Genomic DNA, 21665 nt, shown 5'->3' with positions numbered 1-21665 from the left:
GTGGGGTGGTCTCGCAGGCCGGGGCGGTGCTGTTGGGGGGGCAACCGGTTGCGCTGACCGGACCGACCGCACTCAGCCACGACCTGGTCCACCAACTCCGGCGGAAACGACCTCGTCAGCAGCCCGACCGCAATGCGGTCCGACAGACGCTCATCCGTTTTCGGCCTGACCTGCCCCGGCCGCGGCATCCCAGCACCTCTCGACTGGGCACCCTACCGGCCCGGAGCCTTAAATCACTGGTATTGAGGCTAGGCTCGGACAAACCAGCGAGACGAAGGGGGCCCGACGCCCCCTTCGTCGAGTTGCGGAACAGCCCTTAGTCAGCCCTCACGTGCCGTACGCCAGATACAGCAAGCCCAACCCCTACCATGATCACCGCGATCGAGTAGGGAACCGTGGCGACGATGTCAAGTAAATAAAGGCTGAGGAGGGCCAGCCCTGCCGCGATTTCTGCGACTCCAGCAAGTGTCTTACTCATTGATGTCTCGTTTCAGGTCAGCTGTCAGCGGGGGCGGGCGGCAGCCGGCCCCCGCTGTGTGTGAAATGATTTAGCTCATGGTTCTCCAGAAGCGCATGTTCCTGAAGGACCGCCAGCCGGAATAGACCTTGTGTCTCCGGTACCTGGCTCCGGAGAACTTACCGGATCTGCCTACTTTGATGGCGTTAGTCCAGGTTCGCCCAAAGAATCCGCCGGCTGCACCCCACCCAGCCGCCGATGCCGTGCCTCTCCATGTTTTTCTCCCCTTTGAGCCCCAATATCCCATTGCGCCGACCGCAGCGCCGGCGGCCACTCCGCAAACGATGGACACGCCACAGCCAAGCGCTGCTGCGACAGTTACCCCGATCGCGCCGACCTTCCACACGGTGCGCCAGCCGCGCCACCTCACGAACTTACTCTTACGGAAGCTCTTCCACTTGCTCTTGGCCTTGTTTTTTACCTTGCCCCAGGCACAACTCCAGCAGATTTTCCCGTCAAGGTCGTATTGATTCAGCGGGTCTGCGTAGACGTAGTCATAGGCATTTGCGTTTCCGCTGTATACGGGGTCGGCAGAGAGGAAACGCCCAGTCGAAGGGTTATATAGGCGGGCACCCATGAGTGTAAGGCCGGTGAGAGTCTCGGTGGAGCGCTGCTTGGCACCGAGCCAGTTGTAGCGGGTCGCCGCCTGGCCCTCGCGGGGGTTGCCGTATTCGTCGCTGTCCAGAATCGTCGGAGCTTTGCTTGCGGTCAGCGGGAGTTGGAGGGCCACGTCGCCATGGATGGTGGTCATCTGGAGGACGGTGTCGCCCGTCTTGCCGGTGGTCGCCGCCAGGTCGCCGGAGGCCGATTCCACGTTACGGGTGAGGACACCCGTTGCCGTGTTCTCTACGATCCAGCGGGGGTTGTCGCCGTCGCTGTCGTAGTGGTTGAGCTTGGATTCGGTCTGCGTCCACGTAGTGCCGCTGCCGGTCTCGACCGTCCAGGAGCGGAAGCGATGGGTCGCGTCGAGTTGCCAGGTCTGGCGCTTGCCGTCGGCGGTCTGCTGGTGGACCAGGTCGCTGGTGTAGTAGCCGATCGTGCCGTTGTCCGGAACGGTGGTGGTGCGACCGAAGGCGTCGTAGACGTAGCCGGTGTCGACGAGGCGGTCCGCGGTGTCGTAGGTGTGATTGGTGGTGGTGCCTCCTGTGGTCGGGCAATCCGCGCCGGGAGCGCCGGTCGCGGTAGTCAGCGACTTGCGGTTGGTGCGGTTGTCGAAGGTGTAGGTGCGCTTCGTGCAGACCGTGTCGTAGGTGTCCTCGACGACGGTCAGGCGGCCGGTGGTGTCGTAGCGGTAGGTCTGGTCGGACCAGCCGGTGTGGCTGGTGACCTGGCCGTGGATGGACTCGGTGACGGTGTCGGAGTAGACGACCGTGCCGTCGCTGTCACGGGTGTACGTGCGCTCCACCGGTGAACCGGTGGTGTCTTCGGTCTGCTTGAGCGTGTATCCGCCGGGCAGTTTCTCGCTCGTCACGGAGCCGTCCGCGTCGTAGGTCGCCTCGAAGGCGCCGGCGACGGAGTCGATGGTCTTCGTGGCGAGGCCGCGCGGCTCGACGGTGTGGTCGTAGGTGTAGGTGACGGTGGACGGGGCTGTGTCGGTGGTCTTGACCGGGCGGTCGAGCAGGTCGTACTCGGTCGTGGTCGTGCCGCCGTCGGCGTCGGTGTAGGAGATCTGACGGCCGAGCTTGTCGAACTGCTTGGTGATCGTGCCGCCGGTCGGCGAGACCGTCTTGACGGCATGGCCGGTGGCCGGGTCGTACTCGGTGGTGGTCTCCGGGACGGCCTGGCCGACGCCGCCGGTCACAGTGGTCTTCACCGCGCGGCCCGCGTCGTCGTACGTCGTCGTGGTCGTGCGGGTGACGCCGTTGGCGGTCTCGGTGACCTTGGCGGGGTTGCCGAACCAGTCGTACTCGGTGGTCGATGTGGGGAGCTGTGCCGGGTTGGTGCCGCCGCCGGTGATGGCTCCGGCGGGCCCGGTGGAGCAGACCAGGTCGGCCCACTCGGGGCGTCCCTGGCAGGCGCCGGTACCGGTGGCGGACCAGTACGTCGTCACCCGCGTGGCGGCGTCGGTGCCGACGGCGCCGGGCAGGAGCTGCTTGGTCACACGGCCCTGGGTGTCGTACTCGGTGGTCTCGGTGATCGCCAGACCGCCCGGGTCCTTGACCGTCTTGACCGGCAGGCCCTTGACCCAGTCGTAGACCGTCTGGACGACACGGACCTCACCCATGACCGACGGGTGCTCGCGCACCTCCGCGCCGGCGGTGACTTTGGTGATCTGGTCCTTCACCTTGGCCGTGCCGTCGGTCGGGCGACCCGCGTCGTACTCGTTGACCGTCCACGAGCGGGCGGTCACCGATGTGGCGGCCGGAACGAGGGTCGTGGTGCCCGACTTCAGGTCCGCGGTCAGCTCCACGCGGCGCAGCGGGCCGAACTCTTCCAGCTCGCGGGTGCCGGTCTCGTTGTAGAGGGACTCAGTGGAGAGCGCATCGGCGCGCTCGGCGGCGGTCATCTGGCCGATGCCGAGGTCCGCCTGGGTGGCCTTGTCGTCGGCGGTCAGGCCGAGCGCGACGGCCCGATTGGCGGCCGACAGTTCGCGGACGGTGTTGCCGAAGCGGTCGTACTCCGTGGTGGAGATGTGCCCGCCGGGCGCTGCCGTGTTGACGCTGCGGCCGGAGACACCCAGGTAGGTGATGTCCGCCCGCTCGTAGTCGGTGGCGGCGAGGGAGGTGCCGGTGTGCGAGGCGGGAACGGCGTCGGCGGGGAATATGGCAGTCGCGTCCGTGGGCGCGTCCGTCTGGCCCCACGTCTTCACATCGGCGGCGCCCATCTTGTGCGGGGCGGCGGTGCCGGTCAGTGGGACGTCGTAGACGACGCTGGTGGCGGCGGTGCCGGACTCGGTGCCGGTCGTACCCTGCTGGAGGCTGGGGCGGGATGCCTTGAGGAGCATGCCGTCACTGGCGGTGGCGGCGTTGCCCGCCTTTCCGTAGGTGAACGACCAGGGCAGCTCCCCCGGCGGGGTCAGGCCGGTGACCCGGCCCGCCGCGTCGTAGCCGTAGGTGGTCAGAACGTTGTAGCCGATCTGCGGGTTCCACGTCTCGCGCAGGCGGCCGGCCGAGTCGTACAGGTATGCCTGCACAGCCTTGGAGGTCGCCGCGGTGGCGCCGGGGGCGGTGGCCCACAGGCGGACCTCCTTGACCTGGCCCGCGTAGTCGCCGAAGGCGCTCGCGGTGGCCGTGGTCGTGGCCGCGTAGACGAACTCCATCACCCGGCAGCCCCGGGTGGCCGGGTTGGTGGTGCAGGCGGCGGCGGTGGCGGCGGAGGTGGGGGCGATGATCCGCTTGGGACGGGCGAGCTTCTTGCCGTCCACGGTCACCGTCTCGGACACCACGGTGGTGGTGGAGTTCGACAGGCCGTCCAGCAGCGTGCTGGAGACCTGCCAGGTGGTGGCCGCCGCGTCCGGCTTGGTGAACTCGGTGACCGTGCCCTCGGTGTCGGACAGCGTGAACGACCCCGTGGTGGCCCCCTTCAGGGTCAGGTCCTCGGCACCAGGCTCGGGGATCCACCCCGTCTTGGCCGCGTTCGCGGTGAAATGGGTCTCCTCGCCCTCGGAGTCGACGAGCGCGACGGCGGTGTCGGAGACCTTGCGGATGTGGGAGAAATCGGACTCCGTCAATTCGGCGGCGGTGCCGGCGACCCACTCCTTGCCGAAGATCGGCGCCTGGCCTTCCTGCTTGGCGCCCTTGTCCGGGGTGCGGGAGGAGGCGGTGCGGGACACCGACAGGTCGAAGCCGGAGGCGTCGGTGGCGGACAGGGTGTAGTCACCCGTCAGCAGGTTGACCGATCCCGGACCGACCTCGCTCGTGGCGGCGCCGGAGGCGTTGCGGTCCACGACCACGGACAAAGGCACCGTGCTTCCGCTGGCGCCGTTGGGACCGGTGAAGTCCGCCTTGATCTGGACACTGCCGTCGGGGTCGACGGTGTCGGTGACATTCCAGGCCAGCGGCGTGTTCTTGCCGCTGGTCATCGGTACGGGCCACGCGGTCAGTGGGGTGCCGCCGGAGGTGACGTCTCCTGCGGGAATCTGCACCCAGGGGTCGGCTTCGGAGCGGCGCCAGGAGAAGGACACCGCGTCGTACTTGCCGGACTCCGCCTCCGCGACGAGGGGCAGACGACGGGCGGTGCGCTCGCCGTCGGTGGGCTGGATGAATCCGCCGGGGCCGGTGTGGAAGGTGTAGTCGATGGCCTCGGACTTGTTGTCGGCCTTGTCGACCTGGCGGACCTGGAGGGTGTGGGTGCCGTCCTTGGGCGGGGTGACGCTGATGGCCTTGGCGGCGGTGGAGCCGCCGGTGGCGGTCTTGGTCCAGGTCACGCCGTCCAGGGACCACTCCAGCCAGTGGTGGTCGGTGCCGTTCGGGGTGACCGTGAAGGTGCCCGCCTGACCGGCGCCCTTGACCCACTGGTTCGTCGGGTAGTCCGTGGAGACGATCTTCGTGGGGGCGGAGGGGTTGGTGGTGTCGACGGTGAACGTCTTCCACTCCGACCAGCCCAGGTTGTAGTGGGCTCCGTCATACGGTGACGTGCGGAACTTGTAGGTCTTGCCGTTGGTCAGGACGCCGGTGGGCACGGTGACCGAGGCGACCTGGCCGGAGGCGACCCAGGGGGAGACCAGGACGTTGCCGACCTGGGTGTCGGTGGCGTTGTCGAAGATCTGGAAGGTGCCGTTGACCTTGTCGCCGTTGGCGTCGACGAACGTGTCGCGCAGGGTCGGGGTCGTGGTGTTGACCGTGTAGGCGCCGCCGTAGGAGAAGTACGGTGGGCCGGCCTCCTGCTTGGTGCCGGTGCGCGGCCGGTAGTTGTAGGTGACGACCAGTTTGGGCGGGTTCGCCGCGGCGTTGGCGGAGTTGACGCGCTTCCACTGCCCGGTCACCGCCTCGTCGGCGGCACGGATGCCCATGCCGGCCTGGGACCACTTGTTGTTCGCCCAGTGCTGGGCGAGGCTGGTCACATCGGCGTTGATCCAGCCGTCCGGCTGCGTCGAGCAGCTCGCGTTGCCGCGCGTCTCACTGGACGTGGCGTACTTGGCGGTCATCGTCGGACGGTTCGTCCAGCGCGAGGAGGTGGAGGCGTTGTTCGCCGCCCACACCTCCCACGGCTGCGCCGGGCACGTGGTCCCGGTGTAGTTGCCGGAGTGGAAGTTCCACAGCGACAACGTCGCCTTCGACACCAGCGCGTCGGCGATCGGCGCCGTCCGCCACGTGATGTAGGACTGTGCGGTGCGGGGGGTGCCGTCGGCGTTCTTCGTGCCCGGGTTGCCGAAGTCCAGCTCCGTCTCGGCGGACGTGTCGTAGGTGACGCCCTGCTGCACATAGGTGTCGAACAGGCTGCTCAGCGACGACGTCGACGGATCGACCGTCACCGGGTACTTCGTGGCCGGGTCGGCGAGGAACTTCGCGTCCGGGGTGACGACCAGGTCGATCGACGAACCCTTCTGTACGACCTCCATCGCCACCGGCACCTTACGGGTGTGCTCGCCCGAGACCGGGTCCACGGTGGCGTCCCACATCACCGGCGCCGGCATCAACGCCCGCTTGCCGCCCTTGGCGTCGGTGAACAGCACACCGCCGTCCGCCTGCGGAACGGCCTTGAGGCCCTTGGCCTTCAACGGGAGCGTGTACGTATAGCCGTCGGTCGTCGGCTTCTGCTTGATCTCGACGAACTGCTCGAACCCGGTACGCGTCGCCTCCACGACCACGTCCGCACCCGGCACGGCGTTGACGTACTCGGCGCGGTTCCCCTCCAGCTTCGGCGCGGGCAGACCACCCTTCCACTGCAACGTGACTTGCTCGTTCCCCTCCCCGAGGGTGACCAGGTCGACAGGCTTCGCCCGCCGGGTCGCAGCCAGCGACGCGGCGGGGCCGCCACCGGACTTCCCGGCGAGCCTCAACCCCTCCGGATGGGCGATCGGTTTGACGGAACCGTCCGAACCGGCGACCAGGTCCAGGTCGACATCGCGCCACTCACCCGTCGACTCGTCGGCGAACCGCACGGGGCCCGCGGCGATCTCCGTGGTGAGCGAACCGTCCTTGTTCACCCACGTCGTCGACGTCTCCGTCCGCTCCGACAGCGCCTCCACCCGCCTGCCGGACAACCGCGCGGCCACACGCGCGGACGCGATGTCCGCGGCCTGCGCGATCGCCGCCTCCTGCGGCTTGGCGGGAGCCTCCGGCGGATCAGCCGCCGCAACCCCTTCCATCAAGGTCACGGCCAGGACGAGGGACAGGCCCCCCGCTATCCAGCGAAGGCTCCTCCCGGTCCAGAGCCGCCCACGCTCATCTGGCGCGGATATGTGAATCGTCATGATTCCTAGGTCCCTTGTGACGTTCTGCGTCACTTCTGTAACGCGCCCGTGAAAGTAGCGAGCGGACGCATGCGCACTCCACACAGTTAGGGCGTGTTGACCGAGAACTACCTGTACATCGACCCAAAAAATGGTTCGTCTACCCTCGATCCGCCATTCCATGCGCGTGACTGCGATGGCATAGGTCAGGTGTTTCTCACGTTTGTGACCTAGAGGCTGTAACTGATTGTTCAGAATGAGTTGACCTGCGGGTCTTGTGTTCGACGATCTTGATCGGCAGGGTGTCCGGAGCGCGCGCTGATCTTGTTCTTGAGGGCCTGTGAGCGTGGATGACCCCGCTGCTGCCGCCCGCTCCCGAACGGCGCCATCGTCACCTCAGGCGGCTACGCCTCCCTGACCAGTGGCACTCGCTGGTGTGATGTATGTGTTGAGGACCGGTGTGGTGCGGCGTCATGTCCCTGCGGAGACGGTGGGCTGCTCCGGTGTGACAGCCTGGCATCGACTGCGGGACTGGGTCGAAGCAGACGTGTGGCCGCGCCTGCACGCGGCCTTACTGGCCGAGCTTCGTCGTTCCGGTCTGCTGGACCTGGACGGCTGCTCTGTGGACAGGGAGGGGGCACGTCCGGGCTCTCAAGGACATCTCAGAGGGCTAGGAAGTCAAGCCGCCTGCTCGGTCGGGGGGATCACGTCGGCCCCTCACCCGTCGACCGCGCCCGTCGTGGCCCAAGCTGAGGTTGATCCCCGGGAGTGGACACCGGGTTTCACGCCACGAGTGACAGAGTGCGTGAGGCGCTGCAGGCGTTGCGGGCCACGCGGGCGAAGGAACGCCCGGCAACGGGCGGAGGGGACGAGAGCGGCGGGTACCTGCTCGTGGACGAATTCCGTGCCGCGCCGAACGGCCGACGGCTCCGGGTCCGGACCTACAAGATCATGGGCGAAAACGGACTTCGCAAGGTCCGTCTGTACGATGCTCGGGCGTCGTGTTCGACCTTCCTGGCGAACAACGGGTGCCGGATCACCTGCTTGCCGTGCGGGCCGGGCACACGAACGTGAGGACGACCGAGAAGTGGTACGTGGAGCCGGACGTGGCGGACTTGCTTCCCGCAGCGGAGGCACGGGGAGGTCGCGCGGAGGGGGCGCGTGACAGATCGTGACAGGCGAAGGTGTGAACCCGTGAGCGAGACCGAGATCAGAACCCTGCAACACGGCTCCGACGGGCCGGAACAGGCCCCGGTCCTGGTCCTGGGGCCGTCCCTCGGTACCACACGCCACATGTGGGACCGTCAGATGGCGGAGCTGTCCACGCGCCACCGTGTGATCCGCTTCGACCTGCCCGGCCACGGCGGTGCCCCCGCCGCTCCCGTCTCGTCCGTCTCCGGGCTCACCGGCCGGCTCCTCGCCACCCTCGACGCCCTCGGTGTCCAGCGCTTCGGGTACGCCGGTGCCGCGCTCGGCGCGGCGGTCGGCGTCGACCTCGCCCTGCGCGCCCCGCACCGGCTCGCCTCCCTCGCCCTGGTCGCCGCGTCACCCCGCTTCGGCACCGCCGACGAGTACCGGCAGCGCGGCGTCGTCGTCCGCGCCCACGGCCTCGAACCGATGGCCCGCCTCGCCCCCGAACAGTGGTTCACCCCGGCCTTCGCCGCCGCCCAGCCCGCGATCGTCGACTGGGCCGTCCAGATGGTCCGCACCACCGACCCCGGCTGCTACATCGCCGCCTGCGAGGCCCTCGCCGCCTTCGACGTCCGCGCCGACCTCGGTCGCGTCGGCGTCCCCACCCTCGTCCTCGCCGGCTCCGACGACCGCGTCGCCGGGCCCGCCGAGGCCCGCACCCTCGTCGCCGGCATCCCCGACGCCCGGCTCGCCGTCGTCCCCGGCGCCGCGCACCTCGCGCCCGTCGAGCAGCCGGCGGCCGTCACCGACCTGCTCGTACGGCACTTCGCCGGGTCCTGGCAGGACACCCTCGCCGGGGTCCCCGTACCGCCCCGGGCGCCCGCCGCCCCCGCCCCCGCCCCGGCCGCGTCCCCCGCCCCGGCCGCGTCCCCCGCCCCGGCCGCGTCCCCCGCCCCCGCGGCCGCGCAGCCCGCCCGGGTCCCGGCGCCCGCCGCCCCGGAGAAGCCCGCGCCGCACCGGCCCGACCCGTACGGCGCGGGCCTGGAACTGCGCCGGGAGGTCCTCGGCGACGCCCACGTGGACGCCGCCCTGGACGCCGCCGACGACTTCACCCGCGACTTCCAGGAGCTGGTCACCCGGTACGCGTGGGGCGAGGTGTGGACCCGCGACGGCCTCGACCGCCGCACCCGCAGCAGCGTCGCCCTCACCGCGCTCGCCGCCCGCGGCCACCTCGACGAGCTGGCCGTCCACACCCGCGCCGCCCTCCGCAACGGCCTGACCCCCACGGAGATCCGCGAGGTCCTCCTCCAGACCGCCGTGTACTGCGGCGTCCCCGCCGCGAACGCCGCCTTCCGCGTAGCCGCCCGCGTCATCCGCGAGGAAACCACCCTGGAGCACTGATCCCGGCGCTGACCGGACGGGCCGCGCGGGGCAGGATGGGGACATGAAGCTGACCAAGAACGCGCACGCCTGCGTGCGGCTGGAGAAGGACGGACGCACCCTCGTCATCGACCCGGGCGGGTTCAGCGAGCAGGACGCGGCCCTCGGCGCCGACGCGATCCTCGTCACCCACGAACACCCGGACCACTTCGACGAGGGCCGCCTGCGCGCGGGGCTGGAGGCCAACCCGGCCGCGGAGGTCTGGACCCTCCGCAGCGTCGCCGACCAGCTCTCCGCCGCCTTCCCCGGCCGCGTCCACACCGTCGGGAACGGCGACACCTTCACCGCCGCCGGCTTCGACGTGGAGGTCCACGGCGAGCTGCACGCCGTGATCCACCCGGACATCCCCCGGATCACCAACGTCGGCTACCTCGTCGACGGCGCCGTCTTCCACCCCGGGGACGCCCTCACCGTCCCCGGCAGGCCCGTCGACACCCTGTTCCTCCCCGTCATGGCCCCCTGGAACAAGATCTCCGAGGTGATCGACTACGTCCGCGAGGTGAAGCCGCGGCGGGCCATCGACGTCCACGACGCGCTGCTCACCCCGCTCGCCCGGCCCATCTACGACCGGCAGATCGGCGCGCTCGGCGGCACCGACCACCGCCGGCTGGCCCCGGGGGCGTACACGGAGCTGTGAGCGGCCGTTGTCGGACCCCGCGGCTAGGCTGTCCGACATGCGTATCGCCACCTGGAACGTCAACTCGATCACCGCTCGGCTGCCCCGCCTGCTGGCCTGGCTGGAGAGCAGCGGCACGGACGTGCTGTGCGTCCAGGAGACCAAGTGCGGCGCCGAGCAGTTCCCCGAGGCCGAGCTGCGCGAGCTCGGCTACGAGTCGGCGGTGAACGCCACGGGCCGGTGGAACGGCGTGGCCCTGGTCTCCCGGGTCGGCCTCGACGACGTCGTGCGGGGCCTGCCCGGGGGACCCGACTACGAGGGCGTGCAGGAGCCGCGGGCGGTCTCCGCGACCTGTGGCCCCGTGCGCCTCTGGTCGGTGTACGTGCCCAACGGCCGTGAGGTGGCCCACGACCACTACGCGTACAAGCTGCGCTGGCTGGAGGCCCTCCGGGCCGCCGTCGCCGGGGACGCGGCGGGCTCGCGCCCCTTCGCGGTGCTCGGCGACTTCAACATCGCGCCCACCGACGACGACGTGTGGGACCGCTCCCTCTTCGAGGGCTCCACCCACGTCACGGCGCCCGAGCGGGCCGCGCTGGAGGGCCTGCGCGGAACGGGCCTGCGCGACATCGTGCCGCGCCCCCTCAAGTACGATCACCCGTTCACGTACTGGGACTACCGCCAGCTCGGCTTCCCGAAGAACCGCGGCATGCGCATCGACCTGGTGTACGGCAACGAGCCGTTCGCCGACGCCGTCAAGGACGGCTACGTCGACCGCGAGGAGCGCAAGGGCAAGGGCGCCTCCGACCACGCCCCCGTCGTCGTCGACCTCGACCTGTAGCCCGGTACCTCCCGCGGCGCCCCACGACGTCGCGGCGCCCCGCGCGCGCCCCGTAGTGCGAGCGCCCCCGGGGTGTCACGCTGGGCCGCATGAACATCCCTTTCCTGGACTCCTGGCGCAAGCGGCGCGGCGGCGGACGGAGCACGGCACTCGTCTCCGTCTTCGAACGGGACCCGGAGGGCGCCGCCGGCCTGCTCTCCGAGTGCGCCCTGCTGCGCTCCCGGGCCCAGGAGGCGGGGGTGCCGCTCGACGACACACCGCGCTCCCTGGAGGCCCTCGACCAACTGCCGCCGCGCTGGCGCGAGGACCCCGAGGAACTGCCGTGGCTGGGCAACGACGCGGGCCTGTACCTCGGCACGGTGGTCGTGCGCACCGTGCCGGGCGCCGTGTGGGACGTGCTGCCCGGCGGCCGCGTCGTGGTCCGGCTGGCCTCCGGGCGGGAGATCGACGTCGTCGGCGCGGGGCTGGACTGGGCGATCACCGGCTCGCCGCAGCTCTCCCAGATGTACGGCGAGGCGGCCGAGGGTCGTTAGCACCTTCTGTCGCGTATGCCCGATTTCTTCATGAAATACCGCTAATGCGTGATTTACGTGTCGGGGCGTGAAGTGCCTTGGCCCGCTGGATAGTTTGCGCTGGCCCCCCGGAGCCCGCGAAGGGAGAGGAAGGTCTCCAGTACGTCCGGCAGCGGCCGGAGATCACTCCGCGCGCAGCGGCACCGACAGGTACGAGGGGTCGGACGGCGGCGAGGAGAAGGTCAGCCGCGCGCCGGCCGGGTTGTGTTCGATGTACAGCGGGTCGGCGGTGTCGACGACGAGAGCGAGCCGGTGCCCGGCCGGTACGTCGTACGCCGTCGAGAACAGCTCCAGGTCCACCGTGAACGGCTCGCCCGGCGTCTTCCCGTGGAAGGTGTGGGGCGCGTTGCTCACCAGCCTGCCGACGCCGAGGGGGCCCACGTCGTACAGGTACGCCACCAGGGTGCCGCTGCTCGCCGTGCTGGTGACGGTGGTGTGCAGCTTCGCCGTGCCGCGCACGCGCTGCGCCGCCGCATACCGTTCCGACTGCCAGACGGCGGCGTGCGCGCGGGGGAGCAGCGGCACCGACACGGTCGGCGGGAGCCGGAGGAACTGGTCGAGGGCGTTGGACAGCAGGACGACGCCGCCGTTGGCGCCCGAGTCCGTACCGGTGCGGACGTGCTGGTCGCCGCCGAGGGCGAGGCGCTCCTCGCGGGCGCCGACCGACTTCCAGTCGGGGTAGCCCTCGTAGCCGCCGGAGGTGCGGGACTTGAGCCGGACGGGCGGTTCGCGGTCGACGCCGTTGTCGGCGCCCTTGAGGTGGTGGTCGAACCAGCGGCGGGCGCTGGTCCAGGTGTCGTTGGGCAGTCCGAACAGGCCGGTGGCCTCGGCGGTGGCGTGGTCGCCGGGGCGGAGCTCCAGGCGCTTGGGGCCGGTGAGCCGCTCGTAGAAGGAGGCGTACTGGTTGGGCGGGAAGATCGTGTCCCCCCAGGCGTTGCCGAGCATGATGGCGGCGCCGTTGGCGTTGATGCGGTCGAGGTGGGCGGCGGGGGAGCGCTTGCGGCCCCAGTCGATCATCTCCTGCTCGCGGTCCAGGTCCGAGGAGAGGAAACCGGTGAGGATGCTCTGGAGTTCGGGGCCGGGGCGGCCGGTGAGGTGGCCGGCGCCGCCGAGCAGGGCGGCGGCCTGGAGGTGCTGCGTGCGCCCGCTGTAGATGGAGTCGATGAGGTCGGCCCAGCCGCTGAGCGCGACGACGGCCTTGATCCGCTTGTCGTGCGCGGCGGCGAGGAGGCTGATCCCGGCGCCGTACGAGACGCCGGCCATGCCGACGCGGTCGGGGTCGGCGGGGGTGTGGGCGAGGGCCCAGTCGACGACCTTGGAGGCGTCGGCGATGTCGGGCGGGCCGGCGACCTCGATGTGGCCGCCGGACTGCCAGAAGCCGCGCGAGTTGTAGCTGACGACGACGTACCCGGCGTCCGCGAGCTCGCGGGCCTGGGCCAGGTACTCGATCTGCGGCATGGCCCAACTGGTGGGGAGCACGATGACCGGGTAGCGGCGGGTGCCGTCGGCGCCGGCGGGGGTGACGACGTTGGCCTTGAGGACGGTGCCGCCGTCTCCGGCGATGTCGACGAACCGTATGCCGGCGGTCCCGGCCGGTGCGGTCGCCGGGGCCGCGGTGGTGCTCGGGGCCGCGGTGGCGGGGGCGGCCCCGAAGGCCGCTCCCGTCGCCAGGACCGCCGCGGCGGTGCCGACGGCCGCCGTCCGCATGGCCGTGCGCGCGTGTCCCACGGGTCACTCCTCACTCGCGTGTCTACGACGGTGGAAAGTGACCCGAAGGTAACCTCATGGCTTTACCGGTGGTAACACCCCTGCTGGTTACGCGACGGTAACAATTGGCTCCCGGCCCGCCCGGACTCCCCGAACCCCCGCGAGGTCCGGCCCGGCCGGCTCCGGCTCAGCGCAGGGCGCTCTTGGCCTGCCACTCGCTCCAGGAGAGGTTCCACTCGCCGTAGCCGTTGTTCAGCGCCTGGGTGCCCTTGGCGTCGGCGCCCTCGATCTCGAACGGGTCGCCGACCTGCACCTGGCCGTACACCCACCGGGCGTCGTCGTCGGTCATGCCGATGCACCCCGAGCTGCGGTTGGCGTTGCCCATGTACCGGGCGTTCCACGGCGCGGCGTGCGCGTACATCCCGGACCAGGTGAGCCGCATCGAGTAGTCGACCATCTTGTCGTACGCGTCGCCGAGGCCGACCGTCTCGGAGCGCATGTTGATGGTCCCCTCCTTCGACATCAGCACGGTCCGGCCGCGCCAGGACGCCTTCTCGCCGCCGGGCGTGCCCGCCGACACGGGGACCTCCCTGACGAGCCGCCCGTCCCGCAGGAGCTTCAGCCGGTGGCCGTCCAGGTCGACCTTGACGACCTGGTTCCTGCCGACGGTGAAGCCGGTCGTGTAGTCGCGGACGAACCAGCCGCCGTCCGGACCGGAGTCGACGCCGTTCAGCCGGGCGTCGAGCGTCACCTTCGTCCCCGGCTTCCAGTACTCCCGGGGACGCCAGTCGACGCGGTCCTTGCCGGACCAGTCCTGCATCCAGCCCCAGGAGCCCTCGGTGCCGTTCGAGGTGGTGACCTTCAGCGCCCTCTCGACGGCCGCCTTGTCCTTGACCGGGTGGTCGAAGACGATCGACAGCGGCTGCGCCGTGCCGACCGTGCTGTTCTTGCCGGGGGCGAGACTCAGCTTGTTGACCTTCTGGGGCGCGGCGGTCGCGAAGTCCGCCTTCGCGGTGCCGCCGTTCGCGTCGCGCGCCTCGACGGTGTAGCCGGTGCCGGGGGCGGCGTTGCGGACGGACGTCCAGGTCCGGCCGTCGGCGGACACCTTGCCGTCGAGGGTCGTGCCCTTGGAGTCGGTGACGGTGACCCGGGTCAGCTCGCCCTCCGCGAGGGTGACCTCGATCGGGCTGCCGGGCCTGGCCCGCTCGCCCGTCAGGTTCACCGTGATGCGGGTCTCGGGCTCGGCCTTGCCGTTCCCGCCGGCACCGCCGGCCGAGGGCCCGCCGCCACCGCCCGAGCACGCGGTCAGGGCCGCGGTCAGAACCGCGGTACCGGCGAGGGCGGCGGTGCGGAGCGGGGTGCGGGCGTGTGTGCGGCTCAACGGGACGACCTCCTATGCGTTCTGTGTCGCAAGGGGAGAGGGCGAACGGGGGCGCCGGGTTGCCGGGGAACCGGAGATTTCACGGAGACCGGGCGCGGGACGCCGGGAGCGGCGCCCGGGACCTGAAGGTCGACACGGGCGCGGAGGCGGCGGAGGCGTTCACCGACGGCGACGGCGACGGCGACGGCGACGGCGACTGCGAGGTCGTCATGCGCGCCGGCGCGGTGCTCATCCGCATGCAGGGCGTCGGAGTGACCGACGAGGAGACCCCCGGGAAGTTCGCGCGGCTCCGGGTCGAACGCGTCCGCAAGACCGCGAACGGGCAGAACCCGGACGCCTGACGGGTGGCCCCGGCCGCCCCTCACGGGACGCCGGCCCCCGCGTCCGCCGGGTCGGCCGCGCCCCCCGCGTCCCCCGCGTCCGGAGCGCCCCCCGCCTCCGTCGGGGCGGGGGCCGGCCGGGTGGCGGCGTCCGTGATGTCGGCCACCGGCTCCACCACGTCGGGGCCGTACGCCTCCGAGTTCACCACCCTCAGCAGCAGGACGAACGGCCCGCGGCCGTACCGCCGGGCCAGCTCCTCGTGGTGGCGGACCAGGTAGCGGGTCGCCGCCTGGTTCGTTATCGCCTTCTGCCCGCAGAACAGGAACACCGGCCGCCGCCCCTCGCCGGCGGTGAGCCGCGCCAGGACGACGTACTCGCTCACGCCGTGCTCCGCCCGGTACGCCTCCCCGCCGATCCGGTACACGTCGGGACTCCTGCCGGGACCCTGCTCCACCACCAGCCCCGGCAGGAGGGTGCGCAGGTGCGCCCCCATCCGCTGGTTGGACACGGGCCCGCCGAGGCAGAACTCCGTGCGCTCCCCGAAGCCCTGGACGGCCTGGTCGTGCCGGACGATCCGGGCGTGCGCGCCGCAGTCGCGGATCAGCGCGGACAGCTCCAGCAGCGCGAAGACGTCGTTGCGGTGCACGCCCTCGCCACCCGCCTCGCGGTTGACGACCAGCAGGCAGTCGGAGTCGTGCGGGAGCCCGAAGAACCCCTGCCTGCGGTGGAGCCGGCGGCGGGACAGCGCCGCGCGTGCCAGCCATCCGAGTGACGCGCTGAGCCCACTGGCGGCCACGCCGAGCACGATGTTCCACAGGTCCTGGTCCATGGGCGCGCATGCTAGCGGTCCTGACGTGCCGCGCGATGTGAAGTTAGGCTGCGCGGACGGCCGTTGACTGGAGGAACCCGAATGCGTCGCTCCACCGTACGGAACGTCTCCCTCGCCGCCGTCGCCGCGACGGTCCTCGGGGTCGGCGCGGCGGCACCGCCACCCGGCTCCGCGCCGGCCGCCCCACCGCCCGCCGCCCCGACGCCCGTCAAGGAGCCGGTCGCCGTCGGGTACGGCGGGGCCGTCGCGAGCGTCGACGCCGACGCGTCGGCGGCCGGGATCGAGGTGCTGCGCGCGGGCGGCAACGCCGTGGACGCCGCCGTCGCCACCGCCGCCGCCCTCGGCGTCACGGAGCCGTACTCGGCGGGCATCGGCGGGGGCGGCTACTTCGTCTACTACGACGCCCGCACCCGCACCGTCCACACCGTCGACGGCCGCGAGACCGCGCCCCGTTCGGCGGACGCCTCCCTCTTCCTGGAGGACGGCGAGCCCATCCCCTTCGAGGAGGGCATGACCAGCGGCCTCGGCGTCGGCACCCCGGGCACCCCCGCCACCTGGGACTCCGCGCTCGACGCCTGGGGCACCAAGCCGCTGAAGGAACTGCTGGACCCGGCCGTACGGCTGGCCAGGAACGGCTTCGTCGTCGACGAGACGTTCCGCGCCCAGACCCGCGACAACGAGGACCGCTTCCGGGACTTCCCGGCCAGCGCCGAACTGTTCCTGCCCGGCGGCGAACTGCCCGCCGTCGGCTCGGTCCTGAAGAACCCCGACCTCGCCCGGACGTACGAGAAGCTCGCCCGCCAGGGCACCGGAGCGCTCTACCGGGGCGACCTGGCCCGCGACATCGTCCGCACCGTCCGCACCCCGCCCGTGCGGCCCGGCGCCACCCGGACCGTGCGGCCCGGCGACCTGACGACGCGGGACCTCGCGGAGTACGAGACGGTGCCCCGGCGCCCCACGAAGGTCTCCTACCGGGGCCTCGACGTGTACGGCATGGCGCCGTCCTCCTCGGGCGGCACCACCGTCGGCGAGGCGCTCAACATCCTGGAGGGCACGGACCTGTCGCGCGCCTCCCAGGAGAAGTACCTGCACCGGCTCATCGAGGCGAGCCGCGTCGCCTTCGCGGACCGCGGGAGGTGGGTCGGCGACCCGGCGTTCGAGGACGTGCCGACGCGGGGGCTGCTGTCGCAGCGGTTCGCGGACGCGCGGGCCTGCCTCATCCGTGACGACAAGGCGCTGACCAGCCCGCTCGCCCCCGGCGACCCGCGTGACCCCGAGCCGTGCGCCACGGGCGGGAAGGCGGCGCCGACGACGTACGAGGGGGAGAACACGACGCACCTGACGGCAGCCGACCGCTGGGGGAACGTCGTCGCGTACACCCTCACCATCGAGTCCACCGGCGGCAGCGGCATCACCGTGCCGGGCCGCGGCTTCCTCCTCAACAACGAGCTGACCGACTTCTCCTTCGCCCCGGCCGACCCGGCGGTCCACGACCCGAACCTGCCCGGCCCCGGCAAGCGCCCGCGCTCCTCCATGTCCCCGACGATCGTCCTGGACCGGCACGCCCGGCCCGTCCTCGCGCTCGGCTCGCCCGGCGGCGCCACCATCATCACCACCGTCCTGCAGACCCTCACCGGCGTCGTCGACCGGGGCCTGCCGCTGGTGGACGCGATCGCCGCGCCGCGCGCCAGCCAGCGCAACCAGCCCACCACCGAACTCGAACCCGGCCTGTACGGCAGCCCGCTGCGCGCCCGCCTCGCCGCGCTGGGCCACGCCTTCCGCGTGAACCCGGAGATCGGCGCCGCCACCGGGGTCCAGCGGCTCCCGGACGGACGTTGGGTGGCCGCCGCCGAAACGGTTCGCCGGGGTGGCGGGTCCGCGATGGTCGTCCGCCGGGCGGGCTGACGGGCGAGCCGGTTCCGGGTGGAAAACCGGCTGTAGCCGTGCCGTAACACGGTTGGGTTCGAATGCTCCGGACCGGGTTCCCACCGGGTTCCAGTCGACGGGGACAGGGGCGTACGTGACGGAGCATCACCCCACCGGCGCGATCGGCGCCTTCGCGCGGTGGCTGCGGGGGCTGACGGCGCTGCTCGACCCGGACGGCGGCTGGTACGGGACCTTCCGGCGGCGCGACCCCCACGGGACGCGCGCCTGCCTGGACGGCACGGACGTGCCGCCGTGGGACGTCGTCGAGTCGCTGCTGCACGACGTCGCCGCCCTGCACGGCGTCGCGGCGGCACGCGAGCGGGCGGGGCGGGCGCGGCACCTGCACGCCGAGGCCGCCGCCGCCCACGACCGCCGCCCCGGCGGCGGCGCCGCGCTGGAGGCCGGGTTGCGCCTGGCCGTACGGGAGCGGGCGTACGCGGCGCGGCGCGGCCGCGAGGTGACGGACCTCCTGGCGGCCGTGCCCGGGGGCACACCGGAGGCGGGGCGCCTGGCGAACGAACTGGCCTGGCTGCGCGACGACCACGCCCGCGCGGCGTCCCGCGTCGCGGAGCTCCGCGCCCGCCTCGCCTCCCTGCCCCGATCGCCGGAGCACCCCGGCACCCTTCCGGGACCGGAACCAGGACCCGGTTCCGACCCGGGAGGCGGCTTCGGGCCCGGCCCGGGATCAGGGGTCGGCCTCGGCCCGGGACCAGGGGACGGCCTCGGTTCCGGCCCGGGCCCGGGGGTCGGCCTCGGCCCAGGAGTCGGTGCCGGCCCCGGTCCGGCCCGTGGACTCGACCCGGGTCCAGGACCCGGCCCTGGGCCCGGCTCCGGTCCGGTGCCAGGGGCAGGACGAGTGCCCGAGGACGCCCCCGGAGCCGCGGCCGGCCCCGTGACGGGCCCGGCGCCCGCCGCCGCGCCGGGGCGCGCGGCTCCCGCCGGCAAAGGGGCGCGGGGGCGGGCGCGGGGAGCCCGGTACGCGTGGCCGGACGCCCCCGACGGCGACGGCGATGCCGCCCGGCCCGACGCGCAGGCCGGACCGCCCGGCCTGGCGGTCCCCGTCCCCGTCGCCTCGCCGCGCGGCGCGCGGTTCGGGGGCGGGGGAGGGGGCCGGGAGGGAGCGCCCGCCCCCGGGGCCGCCGCCCCGGACGGGGACGAGGCGGAACGCGCCCTCGTACGGGACGCCGTCGCCCGGCTGGTCGGGCTGCGGGCCCGGGGGCGGAGCGGGGAGGCGCACGCCCTGCTCTGCGAGGCCGCGCTGTGGCCCGCGTCCCGCCTGCCGCCGCTCGCCGCCGAACTGGACCGCGCCGGTCTCGCCGCCGACTGGGCGACCCTCCTGTGGGAGGCCGCCTCCCTGCCGTCCGGCCGGCTCGCCGCGCTGGCCGGGGCGCTCACCGCGGCCGGCCGGGACCGGGACGCCCGGCAGTTGCTGCGCCAGGGCGTGGCGCGCCCGCCCGCCGAGACCGCGGGCGCCGTCCTGGCCCTGTACGGCGAGGGGCGCGCCGCGGACGCGCGGGTCCTGGTCGAGGCGTTCGTGGGCGCCCGCCCGCCCGAGGAGGCGGCCCGGTTCGCCGCCGAGGACCCGCACCGCCTCGTGCCCGAGGTGCTGGCCGCCGTCCGCGCCGCCGCCCCGGCGCGCGAGCCGGCGTTCGTCCACGCCCTGCGCGTCGCCGGCCTCGTCACCCGCTGACCAGCGAACGGCCCGGAACCCGTACCGGAGCTGTTCTACGTCAGAACGAAAAGTGATCGCTATGGATCGATTCGATACGAAATGTGATCGAGTCCGGTGGGAGGCGGTGGCGGTCTTGCTCCGCGGTGTGACGAGGCTTACGTTCTCCTCCTACGGATCGCTCTACGTGCGTAGAGGCTCTCTGGCGCCGTGCCGAAGGAGCAGCTCATGTCCCCCACCGTGCGCGCCGCGCTCGTCCAGGCGGCCTGGACCGGCGACACCGACTCGATGGTCGCCAAACACGAGGAGTACGCCCGCGAGGCCGCCGCCCGGGGCGCGCGGATCATCGGCTTCCAGGAGGTGTTCAACGCCCCGTACTTCTGCCAGGTACAGGACACCGAGCACTACCGCTGGGCCGAACCCGTCCCCGACGGCCCGACCGTGAGCCGCATGCGGGACCTGGCCCGCGAGACCGGCATGGTCGTCGTCGCCCCGGTCTTCGAGGCCGAGGGGCCCGGCTTCTACTACAACACGGCCGCCGTCGTCGACGCCGACGGCACCTACCTCGGCAAGTACCGCAAGCACCACATCCCCCAGCTGAAGGGCTTCTGGGAGAAGTTCTACTTCACCCCCGGCAACCTCGGCTGGCCCGTCTTCGACACCGCCGTCGGCCGCGTCGGCGTGTACATCTGCTACGACCGCCACTTCCCGGAGGGCTGGCGCCAACTCGGGCTCAACGGAGCCCAACTGGTCTACAACCCGTCCGCCACCCACCGCAGTCTCTCCGCCCACCTCTGGAAGCTGGAGCAGCCCGCCGCCGCCGTCGCCAACGCGTACTACGTCGCCGCCATCAACCGCGTCGGCCAGGAGGAGTACGGCGACAACGACTTCTACGGCACCAGCTACTTCGTCGACCCGCGCGGCCGCATCGTCGGGGACACCGCCTCCGACCAGGACGAGGAACTCCTCGTGCGGGACCTCGACTTCGGCCTCATCGAGGACGTACGGCAGCAGTGGGCCTTCTACCGGGACCGGCGCCCCGACGCGTACGAAGGGCTGGTACGACCGTGAACGACCGCACCCTCCACATCCACCGGCACCTCCACGACCGCCACAGGGCCGTCATGCCCGACTGGCTGACCCTCTACTACGACAGCCCCGTCGAGATCACCCACGGCGAGGGCCGCCACGTCTGGGACGCCGAGGGCAACCGCTACCTCGACTTCTTCGGCGGCATCCTCACCACCATGACCGCCCACGCCCTCCCCGAGGTCACCAAGGCCGTCACCGAGCAGGCCGGGCGGATCCTCCACACTTCGACGCTCTACCTCAACCGCCCCATGGTGGAGCTCGCCGAACGGGTCGCCGCCCTCTCCGGCATCCCCGAGGCCCGCGTCTTCTTCACCACCTCCGGCACCGAGGCCAACGACACCGCCCTCCTCCTCGCCACCGCGTACCGCCGCACCCACCAGATCCTGGCGATGCGCAACAGCTACCACGGCCGGTCCTTCTCCGCCGTCTCCGTCACCGGCAACCGCGCCTGGGCCACCACCGGCCACTCCGGGCTGCGCACGCTGTACGTCCACGGCGCCGTCCGCGGCCGGGGCCCCTTCGCGCACCTCTCCGACCCGGACTTCACCGCCGCCTGCGTCGCCGACCTGGAAGACCTCATCGGCCAGACCGGCGACATCGCCGCGTTGATCGCCGAGCCGATCCAGGGCGTCGGCGGCTTCACCCTCCCGCCCGACGGGCTGTACGCGGCGTTCCGCGAGGTCCTGAACCGGCACGGCATCCTGTGGATCAGCGACGAGGTGCAGACCGGCTGGGGACGCACCGGCGAGCACTTCTGGGGCTGGCAGGCGCACGCCGCGAGCGGCCCGCCGGACATCCTCACCTTCGCCAAGGGCATCGGCAACGGCATGTCCATCGGCGGCGTCGTCGCCCGCGCCGAGGTGATGAACTGCCTCACCGCCCACTCCATCTCCACCTTCGGTGGCTCCCCGGTCACCATGGCCGCCGGCCTCGCCAACCTCTCGTACCTCCTCGAACACGACCTCCAGGGCAACGCCCGGCGCGTCGGCGGCCTCCTCCTCGAACGGCTCCGCGCCATCGGCGCCGGCATCGACCGCGTACGGGAGGTGCGCGGACGCGGCCTGATGATCGGCATCGAACTGGCCGACCCCGCCACCGGCGCCGCCGACCCGCAGGCGACCGCGGCCGTCCTCGAAGCGGCCCGGGAGTACGGACTGCTGATCGGCAAGGGCGGTGGCCACGACACGAGCGTCCTGCGCGTCGCCCCGCCGCTCTCCCTCACCGTCGCCGAGGCCGAGGAAGGCGCCGCCCTCCTCCAGCAGGCCCTGCGCACCCTCCGGTAAGCCCACAGC

13 protein-coding genes and 2 pseudogenes are annotated in these 21665 nt (G+C 72.0%); 10 read left to right on the top strand and 5 right to left on the bottom strand.

Annotated elements, in window-relative coordinates; genetic code table 11:
- Nucleotides 1-80: 80 nt before the first annotated feature.
- Nucleotides 81-188: pseudogene (locus RND61_RS32685) on the bottom strand (hypothetical protein); the annotation flags it as partial.
- 360 nt (nucleotides 189-548) lie between these two features.
- On the bottom strand, nucleotides 549-6767 hold the full coding sequence (locus tag RND61_RS11810; protein ID WP_315877870.1) for a DNRLRE domain-containing protein: 6219 nt from the start codon (nucleotides 6765-6767) through the stop codon (nucleotides 549-551).
- 434 nt (nucleotides 6768-7201) lie between these two features.
- Here RND61_RS11810 and RND61_RS11805 point away from each other — a divergent pair.
- The 5 genes and pseudogenes from RND61_RS11805 to RND61_RS11785 form a co-directional block, all read left to right on the top strand.
- Nucleotides 7202-7595 (top strand): annotated as a pseudogene (locus tag RND61_RS11805) (transposase); the annotation flags it as partial.
- 450 nt (nucleotides 7596-8045) lie between these two features.
- A complete protein-coding gene (pcaDC, locus tag RND61_RS11800; protein WP_315877827.1) occupies nucleotides 8046-9383 on the top strand; it encodes a bifunctional 3-oxoadipate enol-lactonase/4-carboxymuconolactone decarboxylase PcaDC in 1338 nt (445 codons plus the stop codon).
- Nucleotides 9384-9426: 43 nt separating this feature from the next.
- Nucleotides 9427-10059, top strand: a complete 633-nt coding sequence (locus tag RND61_RS11795) for an MBL fold metallo-hydrolase (protein WP_315877826.1) — start codon at nucleotides 9427-9429, stop codon at nucleotides 10057-10059.
- 37 nt (nucleotides 10060-10096) lie between these two features.
- Nucleotides 10097-10876, top strand: coding sequence for an exodeoxyribonuclease III (locus RND61_RS11790; protein WP_315877825.1), 780 nt, complete (start codon nucleotides 10097-10099; stop codon nucleotides 10874-10876).
- 89 nt (nucleotides 10877-10965) lie between these two features.
- Entirely contained in the window at nucleotides 10966-11409 is a 444-nt protein-coding gene (locus RND61_RS11785) for a DUF6278 family protein (RefSeq protein WP_315877824.1), read from the top strand.
- A 162-nt stretch (nucleotides 11410-11571) separates the two neighbouring features.
- Here the strand turns inward: RND61_RS11785 and RND61_RS11780 are convergent, their stop codons facing one another.
- Both RND61_RS11780 and RND61_RS11775 read right to left on the bottom strand, forming a co-directional pair.
- Nucleotides 11572-13155, bottom strand: coding sequence for an alpha/beta fold hydrolase (locus RND61_RS11780; protein ID WP_391653309.1), 1584 nt, complete (start codon nucleotides 13153-13155; stop codon nucleotides 11572-11574).
- Between the two features lie 187 nt (nucleotides 13156-13342).
- Entirely contained in the window at nucleotides 13343-14536 is a 1194-nt protein-coding gene (locus RND61_RS11775) for a L,D-transpeptidase family protein (RefSeq protein ID WP_315877822.1), read from the bottom strand.
- 23 nt (nucleotides 14537-14559) lie between these two features.
- Between RND61_RS11775 and RND61_RS11770 the strand changes: the two genes are divergently transcribed.
- The gene (locus RND61_RS11770) at nucleotides 14560-14877 is read left to right on the top strand and encodes a hypothetical protein (RefSeq protein ID WP_315877821.1); all 318 of its coding nucleotides are present in this window, start codon (nucleotides 14560-14562) and stop codon (nucleotides 14875-14877) included.
- Between the two features lie 20 nt (nucleotides 14878-14897).
- Here RND61_RS11770 and RND61_RS11765 read toward each other — a convergent pair whose 3' ends face one another.
- Nucleotides 14898-15686 (bottom strand): hypothetical protein, encoded by a 789-nt coding sequence (locus tag RND61_RS11765; protein WP_315877820.1) that lies wholly within the window; start codon nucleotides 15684-15686, stop codon nucleotides 14898-14900.
- A gap of 81 nt (nucleotides 15687-15767) precedes the next feature.
- Here RND61_RS11765 and ggt point away from each other — a divergent pair, with 81 nt between their 5' ends.
- From ggt to RND61_RS11745, 4 genes are all read left to right on the top strand, one after another.
- Nucleotides 15768-17591, top strand: a complete 1824-nt coding sequence (ggt, locus tag RND61_RS11760; RefSeq protein WP_315877819.1) for a gamma-glutamyltransferase — start codon at nucleotides 15768-15770, stop codon at nucleotides 17589-17591.
- 115 nt (nucleotides 17592-17706) lie between these two features.
- The gene (locus tag RND61_RS11755; RefSeq protein WP_315877818.1) at nucleotides 17707-19302 is read left to right on the top strand and encodes a hypothetical protein; all 1596 of its coding nucleotides are present in this window, start codon (nucleotides 17707-17709) and stop codon (nucleotides 19300-19302) included.
- 207 nt (nucleotides 19303-19509) lie between these two features.
- Nucleotides 19510-20352: a nitrilase-related carbon-nitrogen hydrolase gene (locus RND61_RS11750; protein WP_315877817.1), complete on the top strand. Its 843-nt coding sequence runs from the start codon at nucleotides 19510-19512 to the stop codon at nucleotides 20350-20352.
- Between the two features lie 53 nt (nucleotides 20353-20405).
- Nucleotides 20406-21656, top strand: a complete 1251-nt coding sequence (locus RND61_RS11745; protein ID WP_315877869.1) for an aspartate aminotransferase family protein — start codon at nucleotides 20406-20408, stop codon at nucleotides 21654-21656.
- Nucleotides 21657-21665: the final 9 nt, after the last annotated feature.

Origin of the sequence: Streptomyces tamarix (assembly GCF_032423885.1) — a bacterium.
In the GTDB taxonomy this organism is placed as follows: domain Bacteria; phylum Actinomycetota; class Actinomycetes; order Streptomycetales; family Streptomycetaceae; genus Streptomyces; species Streptomyces tamarix.
Note: the sequence above shows the minus strand (reverse complement) of the source record. Positions and strands in the feature narration are given on the sequence as shown.